This window comes from Streptomyces sp. NPDC040410 (assembly GCF_055595715.1).
The window spans coordinates 183,201-206,549 of sequence record NZ_JBVIVK010000001.1 but is presented as its reverse complement, the minus strand read 5'-3'; the positions used below and the strand labels follow the sequence as shown (position 1 = coordinate 206,549).

Below are 23,349 nucleotides of genomic sequence, written 5' to 3'. Positions count from 1 at the left end.
CCCATCACGCCGCGCCGAACGCCGAGAAGGCCCATCCCGTCGCCTGGTGCAGCGCGTCGCCCGGCAGCGCGGTTCGCGCGTCGCGCAGGGCCTCGGCCAGGGACAGACCCGCGCTGAGGCCCTTGTGCAGCGCGAGCATCAACGGCACGACCGCGGCGTCGTTGACGGGCGCGCTGCACGCCACCACCCCCGCCGTGCCCAGCGGCAGCAGCGCGGTGACCAGGCCGAGCAGCTCGTCGGCACCGACTGAGGCGAACCGGGCGGTGTCGCAGCAGGAGAGGATGATCCGGTACGGGCTTCGGTCCAGGCGCTCGAAGTCGTGGACGATGAGCGGGCCGTCGGCCATCCGCAGTGCCGAGAACAGGGGGCTGTCCGCGCGGAAGGTGCCGTGCGCGGCGATGTGGGCGAGCGCGGCGCCGTCGAGTTCCCCCAGCACCCGTGGGACGCGCGCGTCGTTCTCCTCCAGTACGACGGCATCGCCGTAACGTCCGGCCAGTTCGGGCACTTCGGCACCGCCGGTGGCCAGGCCCGGGCCGCGTACCAGCACCTGGCGGCCGGCCGGCGGCGGCTCCGTCTCCCGCGCGCGCAGCCAACTGCTCGCCGACGGCGACACGCTGAGCACGCGTTCGCGCAGCGACGGCAGCAGCGCCCACGGCACGCGGTGCAGCCGGCCGGGCGGCACGACCACGACCGGGCCGCTGCCGAGCTGTGCCGCGGCCGGGCCGAGCAGCAGTTCCTCAAGACGGCGGCCCGCCGCCTCCACCACCGGAAGCCTGGCCTCCGCCCCCGGGTGGGCCAGCCGCCGCAGTCCGGCCTGCACATGCTCGGCCTCCCGCTCCGCGTCGGCCAGGAGTCCGGCCTCGAACCGCCGCACCCGCCCCTGCCCGCACAGCAGCACCTGCACCCGCCCGTCGAGCACGGCCAGCTCCACCAGCCGTACGTCGTCGCCCAGCCGCTCCAGCAGCCGGCCCGGGTCGAAGCGGTGCCCGTCGCCGGGCGACTCGCCGCGGATGTGCAGGGTACGGGAGCGGATCTCGCGCTCCAGGCGCCGCTGTTCGCGCTCCAGGGCCGGGATCGGATGGCCGTCCATGCGGGCGGCCTCCGCGCGGGCGGCGATCTCCCGGAAGGCCGTCAGGCCGCTGAGCAGCGCCGGATCGGCGGGCGGCCGGGTCGGCGGCGCGGACAGCGCGGTGGCCCGCCAGCGCTCGCTCCACACCAGCAGCCGCCGCGGGCCGCCGGAGTCCAGGCTGGCCCGCTGGGCCATGGCCGCGAGCTCCGCGCCCTGCTCGGTGGCGCGGGCGCGCAACTCCGAGGCGCCCAGCGTCATCCGGTGGTCGTCGAGCACGTCGAGGCCCCGCCGGCAGGCCTCCAGGACCCCTCGGCCGGATCCGGCCGCCCGGGCCCTGAGCGCCTGAGCGGCCCAGCCCGTCATCCGCGCGAGCGGCGGCCCGCTGTGCCGGCTGCGGGCGGCGACGGCCAGATGCCGCTCCGCGTCCGCCGTCCAGCCCAGGCCGAGCGCGATCCGGCCCGCGAGGAGCGACGCCTGAGGCGCGGCCGGCGCGCCGAACGCGGCCAGCCGCTCGGCCACCGCGGCCGCGTCGGCGACCAGCCGCCCCGAACCCCGCCCGGCGGCGAGCCGTGCCTCGATCAGCACCAGCCGGGCGTGCGTCTCCCACCAGGTGCGCCGCTGCCCGGCGAACAGCCGTACGGCCAGGGCCGCGCGGGCGATCGCCGTGTGCGGGTCACCGGCCAGCCGGGCGGCCCGGGCGGCGGCGAGCAGCAGCTCCGCCTTGCGGGTCGACTGGCCGCCGATGCCGTCGAGCACCCCTGTCGCCGTATCCGCCTCGGCCAGCGCCTCGGGGGCCAGCCCCGCTGCCATCAGGACCTCGCAGCGCCGGATGTTGAGCATGAACGTCGGCGTGCCGAGCTTGGCGTACCGCTCCTCGGCCTCGTCGAGCAGCCGCAACGCCACCGGGACGTCACCCGACCGGAACGCGGCGAGTCCCCGGCTCTCCACCGCGTCGGCCTTGTCGTGCTCCTGGCCGGTGGTGTCCCACAGTGCCTCGGCCGCGGAGAAGTCGGCGTCGGCCCGGTCCACCGCGCCGAGCGCCAGGTGCACGGTCGCCCGCAGCGTCAGCGCCCGCGCCGTCCAGATCACGTCGTCGGCCTGGCGCAGCACCGGGATGGCCCGGCGCACGTCGTCCAGCGCCTCGCGGTGGTGGCCCAGCACCCACCAGACGTACGCCCGCCGGTACAGGACACGCGCGCGTGTGTGGCCGCTGCCTCGGGCGGCACCCCGTTCGAAGGCGGCGAGCCCCTGCCGGGTGCGGCCGGCGTGGACCAGCGCCACGCCGAGCGTGCCGAGGACGTCCGCCTCCCGGTCGGCCGACTCGGCGCGGGCCGCGAGGTCGCGGGCGCGCCGCAGATGGGTCAGTGCGAGCCGCATGTCGCCGAAGTCCCGCTGCCAGATGCCGATCACCTGGTGGGCGACGGAGGCGTGCAGCGGTGAGGCATCGGCGTCGAGCACGCTCTCCGCCCTCGCCAGAGCCTCGCCCGGGGCGGCGAACACCATCGGCAGCAGTTCGAGAACCGAGTCGCTTCCCGCTGTCACTCCAAGGATGGTAGTGGCCCCGAACACCACCCACACAGGGTTGTGGCTGTATCAATCTACGGTCGGACGGCTCTGATTGACGACCACCGCCTCAGTGGGAGGACACGCAATGGCACCTCAGCGATTCCACGAGCAGTTCGACCAGATCCAGCGCTCCATGCCCGACGTCCCCCTGGCGATGGGGCCGGACGACTCCGCCGAGTTCTTCTACGAGAAAGGCGTCGTGCTGGCCAGAGACGGCGAGGAGGCCCGCGCCGTCGAGGACACCGTACGCACACACTTCACCGAGGCCACCGGCCTGGTCGCGGACCATGTGCGCAGGGCCGGCCCGGAGACCAACCGGACGGGCATCACCCGCATCCAGGTCGGCGACCCGGGACACGGCGACCGGCGCGGCGACCGTGCCGTCGCGGGCGCCCTGCGCGCGCTGCGGGAGGCGGAGGGGCGGGCGGGACGCCGGCTGGTCAGCCGCAACCACGTGGTGTCGATCGCCGTCAACGCGTGTCCCGGCGACGAGCCCGTGCCCGCCCCGCTGACCCAGCCGCCGAACCCGGCCGCGGCCGAGGGGGTCCACGACACCGACACCGCCGTCGGCGTCCTCGTCATCGACACCGGACTCATGCACGACTACCGGTCCTACCCCCTGCTCGCGCACACGCAGGGCGACCTCCAGGTCAAGGAGACCGACGACCAGGGCGTCCTCCAGCAGTACGTCGGCCACGGCACGTTCATCGCCGGGCTGGTCGCGGCCGTCGCACCCAACACGGACGTGACGGTGCGGGGCACGCTGAACGACGCCGGCGCCATCCTGGAGTCCGACTTCGGCGCGAAGCTCTTCGAGGCCGTGGACCAGAACGGCTGGCCGGACGTCATCAGCCTCTCCGCCGGCACCTCCAACGGCCGCACCGACGGCCTGCTCGGTGTGGACGCCTTCATGCGGGAGCTGCGCAACCAGCGCACACTCCTCGTCGCGGCCGCAGGCAACAACGGCAGCGCCACGCCCTTCTGGCCCGCGGCCTACGCCTCCCTGCCCGACTACGAGAACGTCGTGCTGTCGGTCGGCGCGCTGCGCGGCGACGGCGAGTTCGGCGCCTGCTTCAGCAACCACGGCTCCTGGGTCAAGGTCTACGCGCCCGGGGAGCGCCTCACGAGCTCCCTCACGGGCTTCGACGCGCCCGTCCCGTACGTGTACCAGCACTCCACCTACGAGGCCTGCCGCTACGGCTTCACCTACGTCTGCACCTGCCAGGCGCCCCGGCACGCCGGCGCGTTGAGCGAGCAGAGCGCCACGCCCAAGGCGGACCAGGTCATGTTCGAGGGGTTCGCACACTGGAGCGGGACCTCGTTCGCCACCCCTGTGGCCGCGGGCATGATCGCCGCTCACATGACGGCGCACAAGGAGGCCGACCCGCGTATCGCCCGGCAGCAGCTGCTCTCGGCGAACACCGAGTTCGCGGAAGTGCGCGGGGCGCATGTACCGGCGCTTCTGCCCCCCACGTGGCGCCCGGTCCCCGTCGTGCAACTGGCTTCCCAGGCATGACGGTCAAAGCAGCCCTCTCCGCGGCGTACGATGACTTGCCGTACACGAGGGGTGGGGCCGTGGACCGTGCAGATGTCGGCGCGCTCGTCCAGTCCGCCGTCGACGGTGACGCGGCGGCCTGGAAGGCGCTGGTGGAAGGGCTGAGCCCGCTGGTGTGGTCCGTCGTGCGCGCGCACCGGCTCTCCGATGCCGACGCGCACGAGGTGTACCAGACCGTGTGGTTCCGCTTCGCCCAGCACCTGGGGCGGATCCGCGAACCGGAGAAGGCGGGGTCGTGGCTGGCGAGCACCGCGCGCCATGAGTGCCTGAAGCTGATCAAGAGCTTAAGGCGGCTGACCCTCACGGACGATCCGCAGGTGCTCGACCGGGTCAGCGAGGACCGTACGCCCGAGGAGTTCCTCATCGACTCCGAGGAGGCCGCCGCCGAGACCGAGCGGATCCGGCGCGTGTGGCAGGAGTTCGGGGAACTCGGCGATCGCTGCAGGCAGTTGCTGCGCGTCCTGATGGCCTCGCCGCCGCCCAGCTACCAGGAGGTGTCCGCCGCACTGGGCATCGCCGTCGGCAGCATCGGGCCGCTGCGCCAGCGCTGTCTGCGCCGCCTTCGGGCCCGGCTCGACGCACGGGGAGCGTTGTGATGGACATCGACGACACAGACGACATGAGCGGCCTGAACGACGTGAGCAACCTGAACGACATGAACGCGGCGAACGAAGACGGCCTCGACGAAGAGGGCTTCGACGGCACGGGGTTCGACGCCGGCCTGCTGGAGGAGGAGCTGCGCCGGGCCGCCGCCATCCTGGACCCGGTGCCGGCCGAGCTGCGGCAGATCGCCGTGGAGGCCTTCGCCCTGCACGACCTCGACGCCCGCATCGCCGAGTTGACGTTTGACTCCGTGGTGGACGCCATCCCGGTCAGGGGGGCGACGAGCGTGCCGCGGATGCTGACCTTCCACTCGGGTGACGTGACCGTCGACGTGGAGGTGAGCGCGCAGGGACTGATGGGGCAGGTGCTGCCCCCGCAGTCGACAGGCATCGAGGTGCTCAGCGGGCCGCAGGCGGCCCTGCCGCTCGTGGCCGACGAGATGGGGCGCTTCACGTCCGAGGTGACCCCCGCCGGCCCGTTCGCCCTGCGGCTGCGGACCGGCGGGGACGTGGTGGTCACGGAGTGGCTGCGGGCCTGAGTCCGCCGCCGGACACCGCCATTGGTGCCTGAGCCGGAGGTCACCCGGTCACGGCGTCGACCAGTGCCGCAAGTGCGGACGCGAGCCGGTCGAGGCCGGGGCCGGCGGGGCCGCCCGGCTCGGTCATGTAGGTGTCCCGGCGGATCTCCACCATCAGGGCGCCGACCCGCGGATCGGTCCCGTGGAACGCGAGCGGGACGTAGGCACCGCTGAACGGACTGTCGAGCCCCACCTCCCCGCACCCGGCGAACGCCGTCCGGGCCGCGGCCAGCAGCCCGGGCGGGGTGTGAGCGGCGTCGGTGCCCAGGCAGACCGGTGGCCGGGGGCCCTCGCCGTGCAGCTCGTAGGGAAGCCGGTCGGTGGGGTACGAGTGCACGTCGATGACGACGGCGCGCCCGGTGGCGGCCAGCCGGCCGGCCACCGCCTCGGTCATCGCCCGCGCGTACGGACGGAAGTACCGGTCGAGCAGCGGTTCGGGATCGGTGCCGGCGGGCCGCAGCTCGGCCTTGTGGGTGGTCCGCGTGTACACCGCGCCCATTCCCGCCATCAGCATCTCCTCCCGCTCGTCGGTGAAGCGCTCCGGGTCGACGACCAGCCGGGAGAGCCGGTTGACGAACCGCCAGGGCGTGAGCGCCGACAGGTTCGCCGCCACGTCCGCGATTCGGGCGGTGTGCGCGTCGGTGATGTGGTCGAGCTCCCGCTCCAGCGCCTCGTCGTCCAAGGTGATGCCCGCACGCACTGCCGACGGTATGTCCCGGGCGGAGTGCGGCACGTGCAGGATCACCGGTGACGCTTCGGCACCGGGCAGAAGCTCGAAGGACGGTGCGGCAGGGGCCATGAGGCTGCTCCGGGGGCGTTGTCAGTGGGGTGGTGCATGATCAAGGTGCCACATCCGGAACGTCGAGGAAGGGCGGGGGAGCACCATGCCCGTCACCAATCAGCAGGTGACCGCGCACCCGTTTCTCAAGGGGCTCTACCGGAGCGACTACTACCCCGATCACGTGGTCGACCGGGGCAAGGAGATCCTGCTGCGGCTGTGTGAGCGCATCGAGGCCGAGCGGCCCGCGGACCTGGAGGCGCTGTACGCCCTGACCCAGGCGGCCACGGGGGAGTTCAACGATCTGCAGTCCGGCTTCGAGGAGGCAGGCAGCGACATCGAGACCGTGGCCCGGGAGGAAATAGCCGAGGAGTTCTGGTTCGTCGCCGACGCGTACGGTTTCGAGGACGCGGATGTGGAGGAGCTGATCGCGACGCGGGACTGGTGAGCGGCCGGTTCACCCTGGAGACCCTGATGAGACCCTGAGACGGGTTCCGGGTGCATCAGGGACGGACGAGCGGGGTCTGCCGGGTGAGGCGGCGGGGCGCCGGAGCGGTCCGCTTCAGCGGCGGTGCAGGCGGCCGTCGCCGGCCGCACCGAGGAAAGCGCTCCACTCGCGCGGAGAGAACACCAGGGCCGGTCCGTCCGCGTTCTTCGAGTCCCGCACTGCCACCACCCCGTCGACGGCGGCGGTCTCGACGCACGCTCCGTTGCCGGAACTGCGGCTGCTCCGGCGCCACCCGACGTTCCTCAGGTCGGCGAGCGGGGGACGCCGGCCGTTGGGCGTGTTCATGAGTTCTGCAGCCGGCGCCCGGCCGGAAACGGCTCCGCCCCGGCCGGGCAGTTGCCGACCGGGGCGGACTCAGGAACGGGTCACGAGGACCCTCGCGTCAGCTCAGGGACGCGAGCGTCTCGTTCCAGGTGGCCGACGGGCGCATGATCTCGGCGGCCTTGGCCGGGTCGGGCTGGTAGTAGCCACCGATGTCGGCCGGCTCGCCCTGGACGGCGATCAGCTCCTCGACGATCTTCTGCTCGTCGGCGGAGAGGGACTCGGCGAGCGGGGCGAAGGCCTTCGCCAGGTCCGCGTCGTCGGTCTGCTGCGCCAGCTCCTGCGCCCAGTACAGGGACAGGTAGAAGTGGCTGCCGCGGTTGTCGATGCCGCCGACGCGACGGGTCGGGGACTTGTCCTCGTTGAGGAAGGTCGCCGTGGCGCGGTCGAGGGTGTCGGCGAGGACCTGGGCGCGGGCGTTGCCCGTGGTCTTCGCGTACTGCTCGAAGGAGGGCACGAGCGCGAAGAACTCGCCCAGCGAGTCCCAGCGCAGGTAGTTCTCCTTGACCAGCTGCTGGACGTGCTTCGGCGCGCTGCCGCCGGCGCCCGTCTCGAACAGGCCGCCGCCCGACATCAGCGGGACGACCGACAGCATCTTGGCGCTGGTGCCCAGCTCCAGGATCGGGAACAGGTCGGTCAGGTAGTCACGCAGCACGTTGCCGGTGACGGAGATGGTGTTCTCGCCGCGGCGGATGCGCTCCACGGACAGCTTGGTCGCCTCGACGGGGGACAGGACGCGGATGTCCAGGCCCTCGGTGTCGTGCTCCGGCAGGTACTGGTTGACCTTGGCGATCAGGTTGGCGTCGTGGGCGCGGGTCTCGTCCAGCCAGAACACCGCCGGGTCGCCGGTGGCGCGGGCGCGGGTGACGGCCAGCTTCACCCAGTCCTTGATCGGAGCGTCCTTGGTCTGGCAGGCGCGGAAGATGTCGCCGGCCGAGACGGTCTGCTCCAGGACGACGTTGCCGGCCTGGTCGACGAGACGGACCGTGCCGGTGGTCTGGATCTCGAAGGTCTTGTCGTGGCTGCCGTACTCCTCGGCCTTCTGCGCCATGAGGCCCACGTTCGGGACGGAGCCCATCGTCGACGGGTCGTAGGCGCCGTTGGCGCGGCAGTCGTCGATCACGGCCTGGTAGACGCCGGAGTAGCTGCTGTCCGGCAGTACCGCGAGGGTGTCGGCCTCCTGCCCGTCCGGGCCCCACATGTGGCCGGAGGTGCGGATCATGGCCGGCATCGAGGCGTCGACGATCACGTCGGACGGCACGTGCAGGTTGGTGATGCCCTTGTCGGAGTCGACCATGGCCAGCGCCGGACCCTCGGCGAGCTCGGCGTCGAAGGAGGCCTTGATCTCGGCGGCCTCGGGCAGCGACTCGATGCCCTTGAGGATGCCGCCCAGACCGTCGTTCGGGGTCAGGCCGGCCGCGGCGAACGTCTCGCCGTACTGCGCGAACGTCTTCGGGAAGAAGGCGCGCACCACGTGACCGAAGACGATCGGGTCGGAGACCTTCATCATCGTGGCCTTCAGGTGCACGGAGAACAGCACACCCTCGGCCTTGGCCCTGGCGACCTGCTCGGTGAGGAACTCGCGCAGCGCGGCGACACGCATCACGGAGGCGTCGACGACCTCGTCCTTGAGGACGGGTACGGACTCGCGCAGGACGGTGGTGGAGCCGTCGTCACCCTTCAGCTCGATGCGCAGCGAACCGTCCTCGGCGATCACCGCGGACTTCTCGGTGGAGCGGAAGTCGTCGGCGCCCATGGTCGCCACGTTCGTCTTGGACTCGGGGGTCCAGGCGCCCATGCGGTGCGGGTGGGTCTTGGCGTAGTTCTTGACCGACGCGGGGGCACGGCGGTCGGAGTTGCCCTCGCGCAGCACCGGGTTTACCGCCGAGCCCTTGATCTTGTCGTAGCGGGCGCGGATCTCGCGCTCCTCGTCGGTCTTCGGGTCGTCCGGGTAGTCCGGCAGCGCGTAGCCCTGGCCCTGCAGCTCGGCGATCGCGGCCTTGAGCTGCGGGATCGACGCCGAGATGTTCGGCAGCTTGATGATGTTGGCCTCGGGCGTCTTGGCCAGCTCACCGAGCTCATGGAGGGCGTCCGGGATCCGCTGGTCCTCGGCCAGGTACTCCGGGAACACCGCGATGATGCGTCCGGCCAGCGAGATGTCGCGGGTCTCCACAGCGACACCCGCCTGCGAGGCGTACGCCCGGACCACCGGCAGGAAGGAATACGTCGCCAGGGCCGGGGCCTCGTCAGTGTGCGTGTAAATGATGGTCGAGTCAGTCACCGGGTGCTCCGCTCCACGTCTGCAACATTGCTCGACATCAAGATATCTCCTGATCGGTTCCGGCTCGACGGCGGCCCGGACCGGATCTGCGCTCAGGGTCCCGGTCAGCTGTCGGCCTGAAAGCTTAGAAATCGACAATTATCCGATCAAAAAGGGCGATCATTCGGTGAATGATCGCCCCAGTCCGCCGGACGGGTTCCTCCGCCGGCCGAGGTCAGTCCAGCCGGACGACGGGCACCTCGCCCGGCTCGGTCTCCAGGCCCCGCTGCTGCGGAATGGCGACCGAGCCCTGCTGGAGTGCCACGGTCCGGGTGGGTGCCGGGATGCGGATGCCCTCCTCGCGGTAGCGCTTGTGCAGGCGCTTGATGAACTCGTGCTTGATCCGGTACTGGTCGCTGAACTCGCCGACGCCCAGGATGACCGTGAAGCCGATCCGGGAGTCGCCGAAGGTGTGGAAGCGGACGGCCGGCTCGTGCTCCGGTACGGCCCCGGTGATCCCGGTCATCACCTCGGCGACGACCTCGGTGGTCACGCGCTCGACGTGCTCCAGGTCGCTGTCGTAGGCGACGCCCACCTGGACCAGGATCGTCAACTGCTGCTCGGGACGCATGAAGTTGGTCATGTTCGTCTTCGCGAGCTCCCCGTTGGGGATGACCACCAGGTTGTTGGAGAGCGCGCGAACCGTCGTCTGGCGCCAGTTGATGTCCTCGACGTAGCCCTCCTCGCCGCTGCTCAGCCGGATGTAGTCACCCGGCTGGACGGTCTTGGAGGCGAGGATGTGGATGCCCGCGAAGAGGTTAGCGAGGGTGTCCTGCAGGGCGAGGGCGACCGCCAGACCGCCCACGCCCAGGGCGGTGAGCAGCGGGGCTATGGAGACCCCCAGCGTCTGCAGCACCACCAGGAAGCCGATGGCGAGGACCAGGACCCGGGTGATGTTGACGAAGATCGTGGCGGATCCCGCGACCCCGGAGCGGGACTGGGTGACCGTCCGCACCAGGTCGGCGACCACGCGGGCCGCCGTCACCGTCACCACGAAGATCAGCAGAACGGTCAGCACCTGGTTGACGTGGTTCTGGACTGTCTTCGTCAGCGGCAGCGCCGCCCCCGCCGAGGCCGCGCCGCCCACGAACGCCGCCCACGGCACCACGGTCCGCAGGGCGTCCACGATCATGTCGTCGCCGCTCCAGCGGGTGCGGTCGGCATGCTTGCCCAGCCAGCGCAGCAGCATGCGCAGCAGGAATGCCGCCAGCAGGCCGGCGGCCACCGCGATTCCGGCGATGACCAGGTCGTCCACTGTGAGCGCTCGCTTCACCGGGCACCTCCGGGGAGAAGAACTGCGGCGAAGGCATCCGCCGACGGCCGGATGTGAAGTCTCGTCACGTTGCCACCTGCTCGTTCACGGGATGTTGCGTCTCACGCCGGCCGCACGGCCGTGGGCGCGGCGCGACCGCTCATCCTGCCGTATCCGGTACGGGGTTTCGTACCGGGCCGGGCGGCCCTGCGGCGGTTTTCGGGCACGGCCCCCTTCACCTCCCGCATCACACTGCCCGGTCGTCCCGCACCCGGCCCTGCTGGGCTGCCCCGGATACGGCGGCTCCCGCGCTCACCCGTCCCCCAACGCCCCGTGTCGTCCCTCACCCGAGGCGAACCGCGCCGCGCCCTCCAGGCTCTGTGCCAACACGCACACCCCGTGGCGGAGTTCACCCCGCATCGCAGCCGGCTCGTCCAGCCCCTCCTGGTCCAGGACGGAGGCCCGGTCACTGCGCAGACAGGCCTGCGGGAAGCGGGCGATCAAGGCGGCGAGTTCCTCCGCCGCTGTGCGGGCGGTGCCCGTGGGGACGACGCGGTTGGCGAGGCCCATCTCGTACGCCTCCCGGGCCGGCACCGGGCGTCCCGTCAGGATCAGGTCCAGCGCGCGGCTCGTGCCGATCAGCCGGGGCAGCCGTACCGTGCCGCCGTCGATGAGCGGGACGCCCCAGCGTCGGCAGTACACCCCGAAGACGGCGTCCTCCTCGGCCACCCGCAGGTCACACCACAGGGCCAGCTCCAGGCCGCCGGCCACGGCGTGCCCCGCCACCGCGGCGATCACCGGCTTGGACAGCCGCAGCCGGGTCGGGCCCATCGGGCCGTCGCCGTCCTCCTCGACCCGGTTGCCGCGCTCGGTGCCGATCGCCTTGAGGTCCGCGCCCGCGCAGAACGTGCCGCCCTCACCCCACAGCACCGCCACCCGGGCGTCCCCGTCGGCCTCGAACTCGCGGAAGGCGGCGGCCGGTCCGGCGGCGGTCGGGCCGTTCACCGCGTTGCGGGCGGCGGGTCGGGAGAGGACCACCGTGGTGACGTATCCCTGCCGCTCGATCCGGACCGGCACGATGAAGCCCTTCTCCTCGACGAGTCCGGTCGGCACGTTACCCGGTCGTCAGATGACCTTCAGCCGTACCAGGGCACCGAGCGTCAACGCCCCCGGCAGCAGCGGCAGCCAGACCGTGATGATCCGGTAGGCGAGAACCACCGCCGTGGCGACGGCCGCCGGACCGCCCGCCGCCACGAGCGCGACGATCAGCGCCGCCTCGACCGAGCCGAGCCCGCCCGGCGTGGGCACCAGCGCGACGGCGATGGTCGCCGCGAGATACGCGAGGGCCATGTGCGCGGGCGGCACCGGCAGCCCCAACGCCAGCCCCACCGCGGCCAGCCCGGTCGCCTGCAGCGCGGGGAAGGCGAGCGAGCCGCCCCACAGCGCGAGCGCCCGGGCCGGGCGGGCGTGCACCGAACGCGCCTCGCCCAGCGCCGTACGCAGGAAGGAGCACACGGCGGTGCGCAGCCGTCGTACGAGAGCGAGCACGCCTGCCGCCACGGCCAGCACCGCACCGACGGCCAGCAGCAGCGGGCCGACCGCCCCGTGGGGCAGCAGGGTGCCGAGCCGCAGCGCGTCGGGGAAGGCGATGAGCAGTGCGGCCAGCAGAGCCAGCCGGCCCACCGACTCCGCCAGCAGATACAGGGCGAGCGCGGCGGAGGAGCGGGCGAGCGGAACCCCGCACACCGTCATGAACCGCAGGTTGACCGCGCTCGCGCCCAGCCCCGTCGGCAGCAGGTGATTGGCCGCGCCCGCCGCGAACTGGGTGGCCAGCAGCCGCCGTTTCGGCAGCCGTTCGACGACGGCACCCTGGCGGGTGCAGGCGGCGGCGACCCAGGTCAGACAGGTCGCGCCGACCGCGGCCAGCAGCCAGGGCCACCGGGCCGTCCGCAGATGACCGAAGCCCTCGGCGAGGACGGACCGGTGCTGCACGGCGACGACGGTGACGAGCAGAAGCGGAACCAGACACAGGATCTGGCGGACGGGGACGCGTCGGGGGAGCCGTCCCTGGGGGAGTTCGGGGGGTTCGGGGAGTTGTGCCGCGGTCACATCGGGAGAGGTTTTCCGAACCGCGCCAACTGCGGGTTGCGGAAGCGGGGACAGGGGATTGCGGACGGTCATCGGGTCCCTTCGCGCGGGAGAGGGGGACGTAGGGCGGGAACCGGCTTCCATCATGCCGTTGACCTCAATAACGCTCGAGGTTCTACCTTCTCTCCCATGAGCATGGAAACCACGGCCTGGACCCAGCTGCACAGCGTCATGAACGCGGAGCAGGAGCGCCGCCCCTTCGCCCGCGCGACGCTGCGCCGCATCGGCGCGTTCGCCCGCCCGCACCGCGCCCGCATCGCACAGTTCGTCCTGCTCGGGGTGGTGACCGCGCTGCTCGCCGTCGCCACCCCCGTACTGGCCGGGCGTGTCGTGGACGCGATCGTGTCGGGCGGCGACGAGGGCACGGTGGTACGCCTCGCCCTGCTCATCGCACTCATCGCGGTCGCGGAGGCGGCCCTCGGAATCCTCGGCAGACGGCTGTCGGCGACGCTCGGCGAGGGCCTCATCCTCGATCTGCGGACGGCTGTGTTCGATCATGTGCAGCGCATGCCGGTCGCGTTCTTCACACGCACCCGTACGGGAGCACTCGTCTCCCGTCTCAACAACGACGTCATCGGCGCCCAGCGCGCGTTCAGCAACACCCTGTCCGGAGTGGTCAGCAACCTGGTCACGCTGGTGCTCACCCTCGCCGTGATGATCACCCTCTCCTGGCAGATCACCCTGCTCGCGCTGGTGCTGCTCCCGGTGTTCGTGGTGCCGGCCCGGCGCATGGGCAGCCGCATGGCGCGGATGCAGCGAGAAGCCGCGGCGCTGAACGCGGAGATGGGCACCCGGATGACCGAGCGCTTCTCGGCGCCCGGCGCCACCCTGGTCAAGCTCTTCGGCAGGCCCGCCCAGGAGTCCGAGGAGTTCGCGGCCCGCGCCCGCCGCGTGCGGGACATCGGCGTCCGCACGGCGACGGCCCAGTCGGCGTTCATCACCTCCCTGACCCTCGTCTCGGCGCTCGCCCTCGCCCTCGTCTACGGCCTCGGCGGCTGGTTCGCCCTGCGCGGCACCCTGGAGCCGGGCGCCGTCGTCTCGCTGGCGCTGCTCCTGACCCGCATGTACGCACCGCTCACCGCGCTGGCCGGCGCGCGAGTCGAGGTGATGAGCGCGCTCGTCAGCTTCGAGCGTGTCTTCGAAGTGCTCGACCTCAGGCCGCTCATCGCGGAGCGCCCGCACGCGAAGAACATCCCCGACGGCCCGGTCTCCGTCGAGTTCGAGAACGTCCGCTTCGCCTACCCGTCCGCCGACAAGGTCTCCCTCGCCTCCCTCGAGGAGGTGGCCTCCCTCGACACCCGGGGCGGCGCGGAGGTCCTGCACGGCGTGTCCTTCCGTGCCGAGCCCGGGCAGACGGTCGCGCTCGTCGGCTCGTCCGGCGCCGGAAAGTCGACGATCGCGCAGCTCCTGCCGCGCCTGTACGACGTCGACGAGGGCGCCGTCCGCGTGGCCGGCGTCGACGTCCGCGACCTGACCGCGGAGTCGCTGCGCGGCACCCTCGGCATGGTCACCCAGGACGGCCACCTCTTCCACGACTCGGTGCGAGCCAACCTCCTGCTGGCCCGCCCCACGGCCGCCGAGGACGAGCTGTGGGACGCCCTGCGCCGCTCCCGCCTCGACGATCTCGTACGGTCCCTGCCCGACGGCCTCGACACGGTGGTGGGCGAGCGCGGCTACCGGCTTTCCGGGGGCGAGCGGCAGCGCATGACCATCGCCCGGCTGCTGCTGGCCCGCCAGCGCGTCGTCATCCTCGACGAGGCAACCGCCCACCTGGACAACACCTCGGAGGCGGCCGTCCAGGAGGCGCTCACCGAAGCCCTGGAGGGCAGGACGGCGGTCGTCATCGCGCACCGGCTGTCCACGGTGCGGACGGCCGACCAGATCCTGGTCGTGGAGTCGGGCCGGATCGTGGAACGCGGCACCCACGACCAACTGCTCGCTGCGGGCGGCCGGTACGCCGAGCTGTACCGCACGCAGTTCGAGCAGCGGCGCGGCGAGGCGGACGCGGTGGACGAGGCGGACGAGGCGACGGGGGTCGCGCCGGTGGGAGAGGCGGTGGCGTAGGCGCGGCCAGGGCCGCCCTGGCGGCGCTGATGGCCGGGCGAACGGCCGGGCACCCGTTCGGCGGTTGAACCACGCCGCGTTCGAGGCGAACGTCATGAGCGCGAACAGGCTGATCAGGATTCCGGCGAGGAACCGCGACGAAGGCCCGCCTCGGCGCCGACGAGATCGTGGCCACGCCGATGCTCAACGCCGTCGTCGTCCACGACTGCCTGGTCATCGGCCCGCTCCAGCAGCCCGGCAGCACGGCCGTGCGCACGGAACCCGTCCAGCCGGACTCCGCCGCAGCCGGTGTCGGCGATCCCGTACGCCATGACGCTGCCGGCGCTCGCGCTCTACGCGTGGTGTCGCGAGCGCCGGGGCGCGGGGGAGGTCACCGCCGGCTCCCCGTGAGCGGCCCACCGCACAACCGGAACCGCGGCACCGGCCTCCGGAAGGCGACGCCCGCCGCCCGTCCTGTGACCGCGGTCACGCATGGTCGAGGCGCCATGGATTCGAGGTGGCGGGTGGGGCGGTCGAGGACTCCCCGCCCGCGCCCGTGTCCGCGTCGCACTGCTCCGGGTCCGACGGCGGGATCACACGGTACGCGCCGATCCTGTCGGTCCGGAACTTCACGTCCGCTGTCCCGCTCGCGTCCAGGTCGCCGATGTCGTCGGGAAGCTCGCTGTCGGCGAGACGTGCGCCCGCGTACACCGCCATGAGGACGCCGGTGCAGGCGTCGCGTTTCCCGGTGGAAAGGCCCGGAGGGAAGCCGATGCGCCGCTCCTCGGTGCCGCCGGCGGCCGCACGGATGCGCAGTGCGGAGGTCAGCTCGGTTCCCGCCGTCGTGGCGGTGACCCGCCAGAACTCGGCCTGCACGGCGAACGGTTCGCACAGTGCCCCGCCGTCGCCCCTGCCGTACGGGCGGATCACGACGGCCGCCTCCTCGCCGGCCGCGTCCTCGTCGAACGACACGGCAGGGTGCAGCCACCGGGCCCGCTCCTTCGCCGACCAGCCGCCGTTCTCCCGGCAGCCGGCGGCCTGCGCGTCGGCGGCCGTACCCGAACAGCCCGCCGTCAGCAGGGTGAGAGCCGCCGCCAGAGACGTCAGTGAGCCGTGCGCGAAGTAGGACCTGGACATGCTCTCCCTCGATCGGAGCCGGCGAGGTACGGGCGCCTCGCGGAGTGGGCGGTGAGCAGTCTTGGCAGACCCGGCCGGATGTCACGGGTGCCGAGAGCGCCATGTCGCCGATTCGTGATGAATGGACACGCACCCGTGTCCGACGCCGGGCACGCAGTCCGTCTCGCGGAGAGGGCCGGTACCGACCGGTAGGGAGACGACATGTCGTCCGCTGGGGCGATCGTCGGCCATTCGTCGCCGAATTCCCCGAACAGTTGAGCGTTTGTCGCCCGTTCTTCACGATTTCCCTGTCAAGTGCCCCGAGGCACGGCCCCGGGCCCCACCTTCAGAAGCGAGTCCAGCATGGTGCGTGTCCGTTCGTCCCTGGCGGAGCTGCCCGCCTACGTCCCGGGCCGCAAGCTGCCCGGCGCGGTCGTTCTGGCCAGCAACGAATCCCCGTACGGGCTGCTGCCCGGGGTCGCCGGAAGGCTCGCCGAACTGGCGGGCGGCGTGTCCCGCTACCCCGACATGAGCGCCACCGGCCTGGTCCGGGCCATCGCCGAGCACCACGGTGTCGAGCCCGGGCGGATCGCGGTGGGTGCCGGCTCCTCCGAGGTCTGCGGGCAACTGCTGCACTCGGTCGTCGGCCCCGGCGACGAGGTCGTCTTCGGCTGGCGGTCCTTCGAGGCGTACCCGATCCTCACGGCGGTCGCGGGCGGTACGGCGGTCAGGGTCCCGCTGCGCGACCACGCGCTGGACCTCGACGCCATGGCGGCGGCGATCACCGGCCGGACCCGGCTGGTCTTCGTCTGCAACCCCAACAACCCCACCTCCACCGCGGTCGGCGAGCGGGCGCTGCGCGACTTCGCGGACGGCGTACCGCAGGACGTGCTGCTCGTCGTCGACGAGGCCTACCGGGAGTACGCCGACCCGGAGCTGGTCCCCGATGCCCTGGCCCTGCTCGGTGACCGGCCGAACGTCGTGGTGCTGCGCACCTTCTCCAAGGCGTACGGCCTCGCGGGACTGCGCGCGGGCTACTGCGTGGCGGCCCCGGAGATCGCCACCCATGTGCGCAAGACCCAGGTGCCCTTCAGTGTCAGCGCTCTCGCCCAGGAGGCCGCCGTCGTCGCCCTCACCGAGCGCGCCGAGGTCGCCCGCCGTGCCGCACTCACAGCCGCCGAACGGGGGCGGGTGACCCGGCGGCTGCGCGAGCTCGGATTCGACGTCCCCGACTCCCAGGCCAACTTCGTGTGGCTGCCGCTCGCGGACGACAGCGCGGACTTCGCCCTGCGCTGCCTCGACGGCAAGGTCGTGGTCCGCCCGTTCCCGGGCGAGGGCGTCCGGGTGACGATCGGCCTGCCGGAGGAGAACGACGCCCTCCTCGCACTCGCCGCGACCTGGCGAGGCTGAAGGCCGTGCGCCCCGGTCCTTACGAGCGGCATCGCGAGCTGCTCCAGCAGGCGGTACGGGCCGTCGCGACCGGTCACTGCCGGGCACCGTTCACAGCCGCGGCGGAGCAGGGCGCCGCCGACGCGGGCATGAGATCCACCCGGACGGCGGGGAAGGTCTTCGGATCCCTGCTGGGCCGGGCCTTCGAGCTCGACCAGCCCGGTGAACTCGGCCAAGTGGCCACCGAGTCCTCCGCGTACGGCATCGTCATGGGCGTCGGCTACCCGCGCTGCGACCCCGCGGTCCTGGTCGCGGCGGCCGGGCGGGCGACGGCGGGCTGGCGTGCCGCCGGCCCCCACCAGCGTGCCGGGCTGGCCGTCGAGATTCTGCACCGGCTGAACACCCGCAGCCACGAGCTGGCCCTCGCCGTGCACCACACCACCGGCCAGCCGCTGCGGGCGGCGTTCCTGGCCGCCGGGCCCCGTGCGCAGGACCGGGCGCTGGTGGCCGTGGCCCAGGCCTTCGCCGAGTCGGTGCGGGTTCCGGCGGACCTGCGCTGGGACGGCACCCGGCGGCGCGGGCAGCCGCCGACGATGCACGGCACCTGCACCGTGGTGCCCCGCGGAGCGTCCCTGCTCATCGGCTGCCCCGACTATCCGCTCTGGAACGGCCTTCCTGGCCTGTTCGCCAGCCTGGTCACCGGCAATCCCGTGATCGTGGCCCCGCATCCGCGCTCCGTGCTGCCGCTGGCGATCACCGTGCGGGTGGCGCGGCAGGTGCTGTCGGAAGCCGGCCACGATCCCGACATCGTGACCCTGGCCGTGGCGGAACCCGGTGAGCGGCTCCACCAGAGGCTGGCCACGGACCCCGCGGTGCGCATCGTCGACTTCACCGGCTCGGCGCGGTTCGCCGACTGGCTGGAGCGACACGCCCGCCAGGCCACCGTGTTCGCCAACCGGACCGGGCTGAACACCGTGATCGTCGACTCCACCGACGACTACCAGGATCTGGTACGCGGCCTTGCCCACTCCCTGTGCCTGTCCAGCGGCACTCTGCGCACCACGCCGCAGAACATCCTGGTGCCGGCGACGGGCATCGCGACGGACGAGGGCCGCAGGAGCCCCAGGGATCTCGGCGCCGACCTCGGCGAAGCCGTGGACCGGCTGCTCGCGCATCCGGCGCGGGTGGCGCGGCTCCTGGGGGCGATCGCCGGCGACGAGGTGCGGGCGGGGCTCGCGGAGGCCACGCGGTACGGGCCGGTGCTGTGCGCGTCCCGGCGGCTGAGGCATCCGGAGCATCCCGGCGCCGATCTGCGCGGTCCACTGCTCGTGCGGCTGGGGGCGCGGGACGAGCGGGTCTACGCCCGGGAGTGGCCGGGACCGGTCTCGTTCCTGGTGGGCACCGACTCGACCGCGCACAGCCTGGCCGTCTTCCGCGGCACCGTGGGCCGGCACGGCGCGCTGTACTCCGCGGTGCACTCGACCGATCCACTTGTGCTGGCGGCCGCCGAGACGGCGGCGCTGGACGCCGGGGTGCATCTGGTGCAGAACGTCGCGGACGACTTCCCCGCCGACCCCTCCTCGGCCGGCGCGGACCTGCCGGCCGAGGGCGCTCACTTCGTCACCGGGCGGTTCCGGGTCGTACGGTCCCGGCGGCACGCCCCCGTGCCGGCCGAGCTGGTCGACGTATGAGCGGGCCGGGTCACCGCGAACGGCGGCCCGCCGGCTCGGTCAGGCGGTCCAGTCGGCCCCGCGCCCGCGCACCTCGTCGAAGACCAGCCAGGTGCGGGTCGACCGCACGCCCGGAATCGCCTGGATGCTCTCCAGCACGACCCGGCGAAGCAGCACGTTGTCGGGGGTCCGGACCAGCGCCAGGACGTCGAAGTCGCCCGTGACGAGGGCGACATGGTCGACGTACGGGATCTCGCGCAGCTCGCGCGAGATGTCCCGCCACGCGTTCTGCTCGATCGACATCGTGACGTACGCACTCGTGCCGAGGCCCGCCCGCTGCGGGTTCAGCTGCGCGGAAAAGCCGGTGATGACGTCGTCGGCCATCAGTCGGCCGATGCGCGTGTAGGCGTTGGCGCGCGAGATGTGCACCTGGTCGGCGAGTGCCCGGACCGACACCCGGCCGTCCTTCAGGAGCCGGGCCAGGATCTGCCGGTCGATGTCGTCGAGCGGAGCGGCGGCAGTTCGTCCGGTCACCGGGACCGGTGCTGGGAATTCCTCGGACACTTTGCACTCCCGGAGCCCTGGATCCGGCATTTCATCGCCGGTTCAGTCGAAGTATTGAACACATATTCCGCAGTGGTGACCATTCTCCTGTCAAGTGTCCAGAGAAAGCGAGTGCCCTCCATGTCCGTGAAGAGCCTCCGACAGACGGTCCAGGGCCTCCTGCCGTCCCACACCCCGGTGAGGTTCGTGGCCGAGGACGGCACCCCGGCGGCCAAGCCACCGGCCGGATACGCCGAGCCCCCGGTCGAGGCCCTGCGCGAGGCCCACCGGCGGATGGTCCTGGGGCGCCGGTTCGACACCCAGGCGACCGCGCTCACCAAGCAGGGGCGGCTCGCGGTCTACCCCTCCAGCAGGGGCCAGGAGGCCTGCCAGGTCGCCGCGGTACTCGCGCTGCGGCCCGACGACTGGCTCTTCCCGACCTACCGGGACTCCGTCGCCCTGGTCACCCGTGACATCGACCCCGTCGAGGTGCTGACGCTGCTGCGCGGCGACTGGCACTGCGGCTACGACCCGGCCGCCACCCGCACCGCACCCCAGTGCACCCCGCTGGCCACCCAGGTGCTGCACGCCACCGGCATGGCCGAGTCCCTGCGCCGCAAGGGCGAGGACGGCGTGGCGATGGCGCTGGTGGGCGACGGGGCCACCAGCGAGGGCGACTTCCACGAGGCGCTGAACTTCGCGGCCGTCTTCCGCGCGCCCGTCGTCTTCTTCGTGCAGAACAACAAGTACGCGATCTCCGTGCCGCTGGCCCGGCAGACCGCCGCACCCGCCCTCGCGTACAAGGGCGTCGGCTACGGGGTGCGCTCCGAACAGGTCGACGGCAACGACCTGGTCGCCGTGCTCGCGGTGCTGACCAGGGCCGTCGCCCACGCCCGCGCCGGGCACGGCCCCTTCCTCGTCGAGGCGCACACCTACCGCATGGACGCCCACACCAACGCCGACGACGCCACCCGCTACCGGGACGCGGAGGAGGTCGAGCGGTGGAGCGCCGCCGACCCGCTCGGCCGGCTGGAGACCTATCTGCGGGCGCGGGGCGCGCTCACCGACGAGGACATCGCTGCGGTGGGGGAGGAGGCGGAGGCCCTGGCCGCGGAGCTGCGCGCCGGGATGAACGCCGAGACCGTCCCCGACCCGCTGGAGCTGTTCGACCACGTCTACGCCGAGCCGACCCCGCAACTGCGCGAACAACGCGCCCTGTTGGCGGCCGAGCTGGCCGACACCGCCGACACCGTTCCGGCTCAGGAGGACTGACCATGACCAAGGTCTCGATGGCGCAGGCGCTGAACACCGCGCTGCGCGACGCACTGCGCGAGGACGAGCGCGTGCTCGTCTTCGGCGAGGACGTCGGCCCGCTCGGCGGCGTCTTCCGGATCACCGACGGGCTGACCCGCGACTTCGGCGAGCAGCGCTGCTTCGACACCCCGCTGGCCGAGGCCGGCATCGTGGGCCTGGCCGTCGGCATGGCGATGGGCGGCTTCCGGCCCGTGGTGGAAATGCAGTTCGACGCGTTCGCCTATCCCGCGTTCGAGCAGATCGCCTCGCACGTCGCCAAGCTGCGCAACCGGACCCGGGGACGGCTCGCCCTGCCGATGGTGATCCGCGTCCCGTACGCCGGCGGGATCGGCGGGGTCGAGCACCACTGCGACTCCAGCGAGGCGTACTACGCGCACACCCCGGGGCTGAAGGTCGTCACCCCGGCGACGGCCGAGGACGCGTACTGGCTGCTGCGGGACGCCGTGGCCGACCCCGACCCGGTGGTCTTCCTGGAGCCGAAGAAGCTGTACTGGTCGAAGGAGGACGCCGACCTGGAGCACCGCGGCGCGCTGCCGTTCGGGCGGGCGGCGATCCGGCGGGAGGGCCGCGACGCCACACTCGTCGCCTACGGTCCCTCGGTTCCGGTCGCCCTGGCCGCGGCCGAGGCGGCGGCGGCCGAGGGCATCGAGCTGGAGGTCGTCGACCTACGGACCCTCGTCCCCTTCGACGACGAGACGGTCACGGCGTCCGTGCGCCGCACCGGGCGCTGCGTGGTCGTCCAGGAGGCCCAGGGCTTCGCCGGCGTCGGGGCGGAGATCGCCGCACGCGTGCAGGAGCGCTGCTTCCACTCACTGGCCGCGCCCGTCCTGCGGGTGACCGGCTTCGACATCCCTTACCCGCCGCCGAAACTGGAGCACGCGCACCTGCCCGGCGTGGACCGCGTCCTCGACGCCGTGGACCGCCTCCAGTTCACCGACGACCCGGACGTCCGGCACCTGTTGAAGGGAGCGGCCGTATGACCACGACCGTCACACCCACGGAGCAGCTGTTCCGCCTCCCCGACCTCGGTGAAGGCCTGACCGATGCCGAGATCGTCGAGTGGAAGGTCGCGGTCGGCGACACGGTGACCATCGACCAGATCGTCGTCGAGGTCGAGACCGCCAAGGCGGCGGTGGAGGTACCGGTCCCGTACGCGGGCACGGTGCTCCGCCTCCACGCGGAGGCCGGCACAGGACTGGCGGTGGGCGAGCCGCTGATCACGGTGGGGCCGGCGGGCGCGGGTGCCTGCGCCGAGGCCGGAGCCACGGGCCGGGTCCCGGGCGCGCCGCCGCACGGTGAGCCCGCGGACGAACCGGCGCCGGCCGACCCGGCCGCGGAGCGGTACCGGGAGGAGGAGCAGGCCGGATCCGGCAACGTCCTGATCGGATACGGCACCGGCCACGGCCCGGCCCCGCGCCGACGGCGCAGGCGGGGCGCCGCGGCGGCCGCCACCGGCGCGGCGAGCACCGGCGCGGCGAGCACCGGCGCGGCGAGCACCGGCGCCGCGAGCGCCGGCGCTGACGCGGCGGCCGACGGCGAGGCGCCCGCGCAGCCCGGTCGACCCCATGCACCCCGGGTGATCTCGCCCCTCGTCCGCAGGATGGCGCGGGACCACGGGATCGATCTCGCCGGCCTGTCACCCTCCGGCCCGGCCGGAATCGTGCTGCGCAGGGACGTGGAGCAAGCAGTCGAGCGCGCCCGGCACACGGCGCCGCAGCTCACGGCGCCCGAGCCGGTGGCCGCCCCGCTCGACCACGCCGCACCGCAGCAGCCCTCCCTCACGCACCCGCAGGGGCCCGCCCCGACCGGTCCCGTGCGCATCCCGCTGCGCGGAGTCCGCCGTGCCGTCGCCGACAAGCTCTCCCGCAGTCGCACCGAGATCCCCGACGCCACCACCTGGGTCGACGTGGACGCCACCGGACTGCTGCAGGCGAAGAAGGCACTGGAGGCCGCCGATCCGGGCCGCCGCGTCGGGCTGCTCGCCCTGCTGGCCCGCATCTGCGTCGCCGGACTGCGCCGCTTCCCGGAGCTGAACTCCACCGTCGACACCGAGCGGCGGGAGATCCTCCGCTACGACGAGGTGCACCTCGGCTTCGCCGCGCAGACCGAACGCGGCCTGGTGGTCCCCGTCGTACGCGACGCCCACCGCCTGACGACCGTCCAACTGGCCGCCGAGCTCTCCCGGTTGACCGAGCTCGCCCGCAACGGCACCCTGCCGCCGCACGCGCTGACCGGAGGCACCTTCACCCTCAACAACTACGGGGTGTTCGGCGTCGACGGATCCACGCCCATCATCAACCACCCGGAGGCAGCCCTCCTCGGCGTGGGCCGTATCGTCGACAAACCCTGGGTCGTGGACGGCGAGCTGACCGTCCGCAAGGTCACCCAGCTCTCCTTCAGCTTCGACCACCGCGTCTGCGACGGCGGGGTGGCCGGCGGCTTCCTGCGCCACGTCGCCGACTGCGTGGAACGCCCGGCGATCCTGCTCGCCGACGTCTGACCGGACCCTTCGCCCTTCCTCCCCTTCCTCCTCTCCCCCTCCTCCACCTGGGCGCAGCGCGCCCCATGCTCACCGAA

The 23,349-nt window shown here is 72.7% G+C and carries 20 protein-coding genes; 10 read left to right on the top strand and 10 right to left on the bottom strand.

Annotated features, from left to right (window positions below; genetic code table 11):
* Positions 1-4 precede the first annotated feature (4 nt).
* The gene (locus ACZ562_RS00880) at positions 5-2,572 is read right to left on the bottom strand and encodes a CHAT domain-containing protein (RefSeq protein WP_471173930.1); all 2,568 of its coding nucleotides are present in this window, start codon (positions 2,570-2,572) and stop codon (positions 5-7) included.
* A 148-nt stretch (positions 2,573-2,720) separates the two neighbouring features.
* On the opposite strand from ACZ562_RS00880, the gene ACZ562_RS00875 reads away from it, so the two are divergent.
* Genes ACZ562_RS00875 through ACZ562_RS00865 form a run of 3 tightly spaced genes read left to right on the top strand, consistent with a single transcriptional unit; the run spans position 2,721 to position 5,331 of the window.
* On the top strand, positions 2,721-4,151 hold the full coding sequence (locus tag ACZ562_RS00875; RefSeq protein WP_471172578.1) for a S8/S53 family peptidase: 1,431 nt from the start codon (positions 2,721-2,723) through the stop codon (positions 4,149-4,151).
* The gene (locus ACZ562_RS00870) at positions 4,148-4,786 is read left to right on the top strand and encodes an RNA polymerase sigma factor (RefSeq protein ID WP_471172576.1); all 639 of its coding nucleotides are present in this window, start codon (positions 4,148-4,150) and stop codon (positions 4,784-4,786) included. The genes ACZ562_RS00875 and ACZ562_RS00870 overlap by 4 nt, the downstream gene beginning before the upstream one ends.
* A 59-nt stretch (positions 4,787-4,845) precedes the next feature.
* Complete coding sequence (locus tag ACZ562_RS00865) at positions 4,846-5,331, top strand: hypothetical protein (protein WP_471173928.1); 486 nt, start codon at positions 4,846-4,848, stop codon at positions 5,329-5,331.
* Positions 5,332-5,371: 40 nt separating this feature from the next.
* On the opposite strand, the gene ACZ562_RS00860 is transcribed toward ACZ562_RS00865, so the two are convergent.
* Entirely contained in the window at positions 5,372-6,169 is a 798-nt protein-coding gene (locus ACZ562_RS00860) for an N-formylglutamate amidohydrolase (protein ID WP_471172574.1), read from the bottom strand.
* Between the two features lie 85 nt (positions 6,170-6,254).
* Here ACZ562_RS00860 and ACZ562_RS00855 point away from each other — a divergent pair, with 85 nt between their 5' ends.
* Positions 6,255-6,596, top strand: coding sequence for a DUF5713 family protein (locus tag ACZ562_RS00855; protein ID WP_471172571.1), 342 nt, complete (start codon positions 6,255-6,257; stop codon positions 6,594-6,596).
* A gap of 114 nt (positions 6,597-6,710) precedes the next feature.
* On the opposite strand, the gene ACZ562_RS00850 is transcribed toward ACZ562_RS00855, so the two are convergent.
* From ACZ562_RS00850 to ACZ562_RS00830, 5 genes are all read right to left on the bottom strand, one after another.
* On the bottom strand, positions 6,711-6,941 hold the full coding sequence (locus ACZ562_RS00850; RefSeq protein WP_471172569.1) for a DUF397 domain-containing protein: 231 nt from the start codon (positions 6,939-6,941) through the stop codon (positions 6,711-6,713).
* A gap of 97 nt (positions 6,942-7,038) precedes the next feature.
* The gene (locus tag ACZ562_RS00845) at positions 7,039-9,258 is read right to left on the bottom strand and encodes an NADP-dependent isocitrate dehydrogenase (protein ID WP_471172565.1); all 2,220 of its coding nucleotides are present in this window, start codon (positions 9,256-9,258) and stop codon (positions 7,039-7,041) included.
* 214 nt (positions 9,259-9,472) lie between these two features.
* Positions 9,473-10,570 (bottom strand): mechanosensitive ion channel family protein, encoded by a 1,098-nt coding sequence (locus ACZ562_RS00840; protein ID WP_471172562.1) that lies wholly within the window; start codon positions 10,568-10,570, stop codon positions 9,473-9,475.
* A 291-nt stretch (positions 10,571-10,861) separates the two neighbouring features.
* On the bottom strand, positions 10,862-11,626 hold the full coding sequence (locus ACZ562_RS00835) for a crotonase/enoyl-CoA hydratase family protein (protein WP_471173926.1): 765 nt from the start codon (positions 11,624-11,626) through the stop codon (positions 10,862-10,864).
* A gap of 48 nt (positions 11,627-11,674) precedes the next feature.
* On the bottom strand, positions 11,675-12,658 hold the full coding sequence (locus ACZ562_RS00830; RefSeq protein ID WP_471172559.1) for a lysylphosphatidylglycerol synthase transmembrane domain-containing protein: 984 nt from the start codon (positions 12,656-12,658) through the stop codon (positions 11,675-11,677).
* 174 nt (positions 12,659-12,832) lie between these two features.
* On the opposite strand from ACZ562_RS00830, the gene ACZ562_RS00825 reads away from it, so the two are divergent.
* The gene (locus tag ACZ562_RS00825; RefSeq protein ID WP_471173923.1) at positions 12,833-14,761 is read left to right on the top strand and encodes an ABC transporter ATP-binding protein; all 1,929 of its coding nucleotides are present in this window, start codon (positions 12,833-12,835) and stop codon (positions 14,759-14,761) included.
* A 113-nt stretch (positions 14,762-14,874) separates the two neighbouring features.
* On the opposite strand, the gene ACZ562_RS00820 is transcribed toward ACZ562_RS00825, so the two are convergent.
* Together ACZ562_RS00820 and ACZ562_RS00815 are read right to left on the bottom strand one after the other, a co-directional pair.
* Positions 14,875-15,072 (bottom strand): hypothetical protein, encoded by a 198-nt coding sequence (locus ACZ562_RS00820; protein WP_471172556.1) that lies wholly within the window; start codon positions 15,070-15,072, stop codon positions 14,875-14,877.
* Between the two features lie 154 nt (positions 15,073-15,226).
* Positions 15,227-15,877 (bottom strand): hypothetical protein, encoded by a 651-nt coding sequence (locus ACZ562_RS00815; RefSeq protein ID WP_471172555.1) that lies wholly within the window; start codon positions 15,875-15,877, stop codon positions 15,227-15,229.
* Between the two features lie 342 nt (positions 15,878-16,219).
* On the opposite strand from ACZ562_RS00815, the gene ACZ562_RS00810 reads away from it, so the two are divergent.
* A complete protein-coding gene (locus ACZ562_RS00810) occupies positions 16,220-17,266 on the top strand; it encodes a histidinol-phosphate transaminase (RefSeq protein ID WP_471172552.1) in 1,047 nt (348 codons plus the stop codon).
* On the top strand, positions 17,254-18,936 hold the full coding sequence (locus tag ACZ562_RS00805; protein WP_471173921.1) for an aldehyde dehydrogenase family protein: 1,683 nt from the start codon (positions 17,254-17,256) through the stop codon (positions 18,934-18,936). Before ACZ562_RS00810 ends, ACZ562_RS00805 begins: the two co-directional genes overlap by 13 nt.
* Positions 18,937-18,975: 39 nt before the next feature.
* Here the strand turns inward: ACZ562_RS00805 and ACZ562_RS00800 are convergent, their stop codons facing one another.
* Entirely contained in the window at positions 18,976-19,479 is a 504-nt protein-coding gene (locus ACZ562_RS00800) for an Lrp/AsnC family transcriptional regulator (RefSeq protein WP_471172549.1), read from the bottom strand.
* Positions 19,480-19,599: 120 nt separating this feature from the next.
* On the opposite strand from ACZ562_RS00800, the gene pdhA reads away from it, so the two are divergent.
* The 3 genes from pdhA to ACZ562_RS00785 are packed head-to-tail and all read left to right on the top strand — an operon-like array spanning position 19,600 to position 23,272.
* Positions 19,600-20,730 carry a pyruvate dehydrogenase (acetyl-transferring) E1 component subunit alpha gene (gene pdhA, locus ACZ562_RS00795; protein ID WP_471172547.1) on the top strand — a complete coding sequence of 377 codons (1,131 nt, stop codon included), beginning with the start codon at positions 19,600-19,602 and terminating at the stop codon, positions 20,728-20,730.
* Between the two features lie 2 nt (positions 20,731-20,732).
* Positions 20,733-21,752: an alpha-ketoacid dehydrogenase subunit beta gene (locus ACZ562_RS00790; RefSeq protein WP_471172544.1), complete on the top strand. Its 1,020-nt coding sequence runs from the start codon at positions 20,733-20,735 to the stop codon at positions 21,750-21,752.
* Positions 21,749-23,272 (top strand): dihydrolipoamide acetyltransferase family protein, encoded by a 1,524-nt coding sequence (locus ACZ562_RS00785; RefSeq protein WP_471172542.1) that lies wholly within the window; start codon positions 21,749-21,751, stop codon positions 23,270-23,272. Before ACZ562_RS00790 ends, ACZ562_RS00785 begins: the two co-directional genes overlap by 4 nt.
* Positions 23,273-23,349: the final 77 nt, after the last annotated feature.

Coding starts and splice junctions, on each gene's coding strand:
- ACZ562_RS00880 (WP_471173930.1), bottom strand. CDS start 2,572: ATGGTGTTCGCCGCCCCGGGCGAGGCTCTGGCGAGGGCGGAGAGCGTG.
- ACZ562_RS00875 (WP_471172578.1), top strand. CDS start 2,721: ATGGCACCTCAGCGATTCCACGAGCAGTTCGACCAGATCCAGCGCTCC.
- ACZ562_RS00870 (WP_471172576.1), top strand. CDS start 4,148: ATGACGGTCAAAGCAGCCCTCTCCGCGGCGTACGATGACTTGCCGTAC.
- ACZ562_RS00865 (WP_471173928.1), top strand. CDS start 4,846: ATGAACGCGGCGAACGAAGACGGCCTCGACGAAGAGGGCTTCGACGGC.
- ACZ562_RS00860 (WP_471172574.1), bottom strand. CDS start 6,169: ATGGCCCCTGCCGCACCGTCCTTCGAGCTTCTGCCCGGTGCCGAAGCG.
- ACZ562_RS00855 (WP_471172571.1), top strand. CDS start 6,255: ATGCCCGTCACCAATCAGCAGGTGACCGCGCACCCGTTTCTCAAGGGG.
- ACZ562_RS00850 (WP_471172569.1), bottom strand. CDS start 6,941: ATGAACACGCCCAACGGCCGGCGTCCCCCGCTCGCCGACCTGAGGAAC.
- ACZ562_RS00825 (WP_471173923.1), top strand. CDS start 12,833: ATGGAAACCACGGCCTGGACCCAGCTGCACAGCGTCATGAACGCGGAG.
- ACZ562_RS00820 (WP_471172556.1), bottom strand. CDS start 15,072: ATGGCGTACGGGATCGCCGACACCGGCTGCGGCGGAGTCCGGCTGGAC.
- ACZ562_RS00815 (WP_471172555.1), bottom strand. CDS start 15,877: ATGTCCAGGTCCTACTTCGCGCACGGCTCACTGACGTCTCTGGCGGCG.
- ACZ562_RS00810 (WP_471172552.1), top strand. CDS start 16,220: ATGGTGCGTGTCCGTTCGTCCCTGGCGGAGCTGCCCGCCTACGTCCCG.
- pdhA (WP_471172547.1), top strand. CDS start 19,600: ATGTCCGTGAAGAGCCTCCGACAGACGGTCCAGGGCCTCCTGCCGTCC.
- ACZ562_RS00790 (WP_471172544.1), top strand. CDS start 20,733: ATGACCAAGGTCTCGATGGCGCAGGCGCTGAACACCGCGCTGCGCGAC.
- ACZ562_RS00785 (WP_471172542.1), top strand. CDS start 21,749: ATGACCACGACCGTCACACCCACGGAGCAGCTGTTCCGCCTCCCCGAC.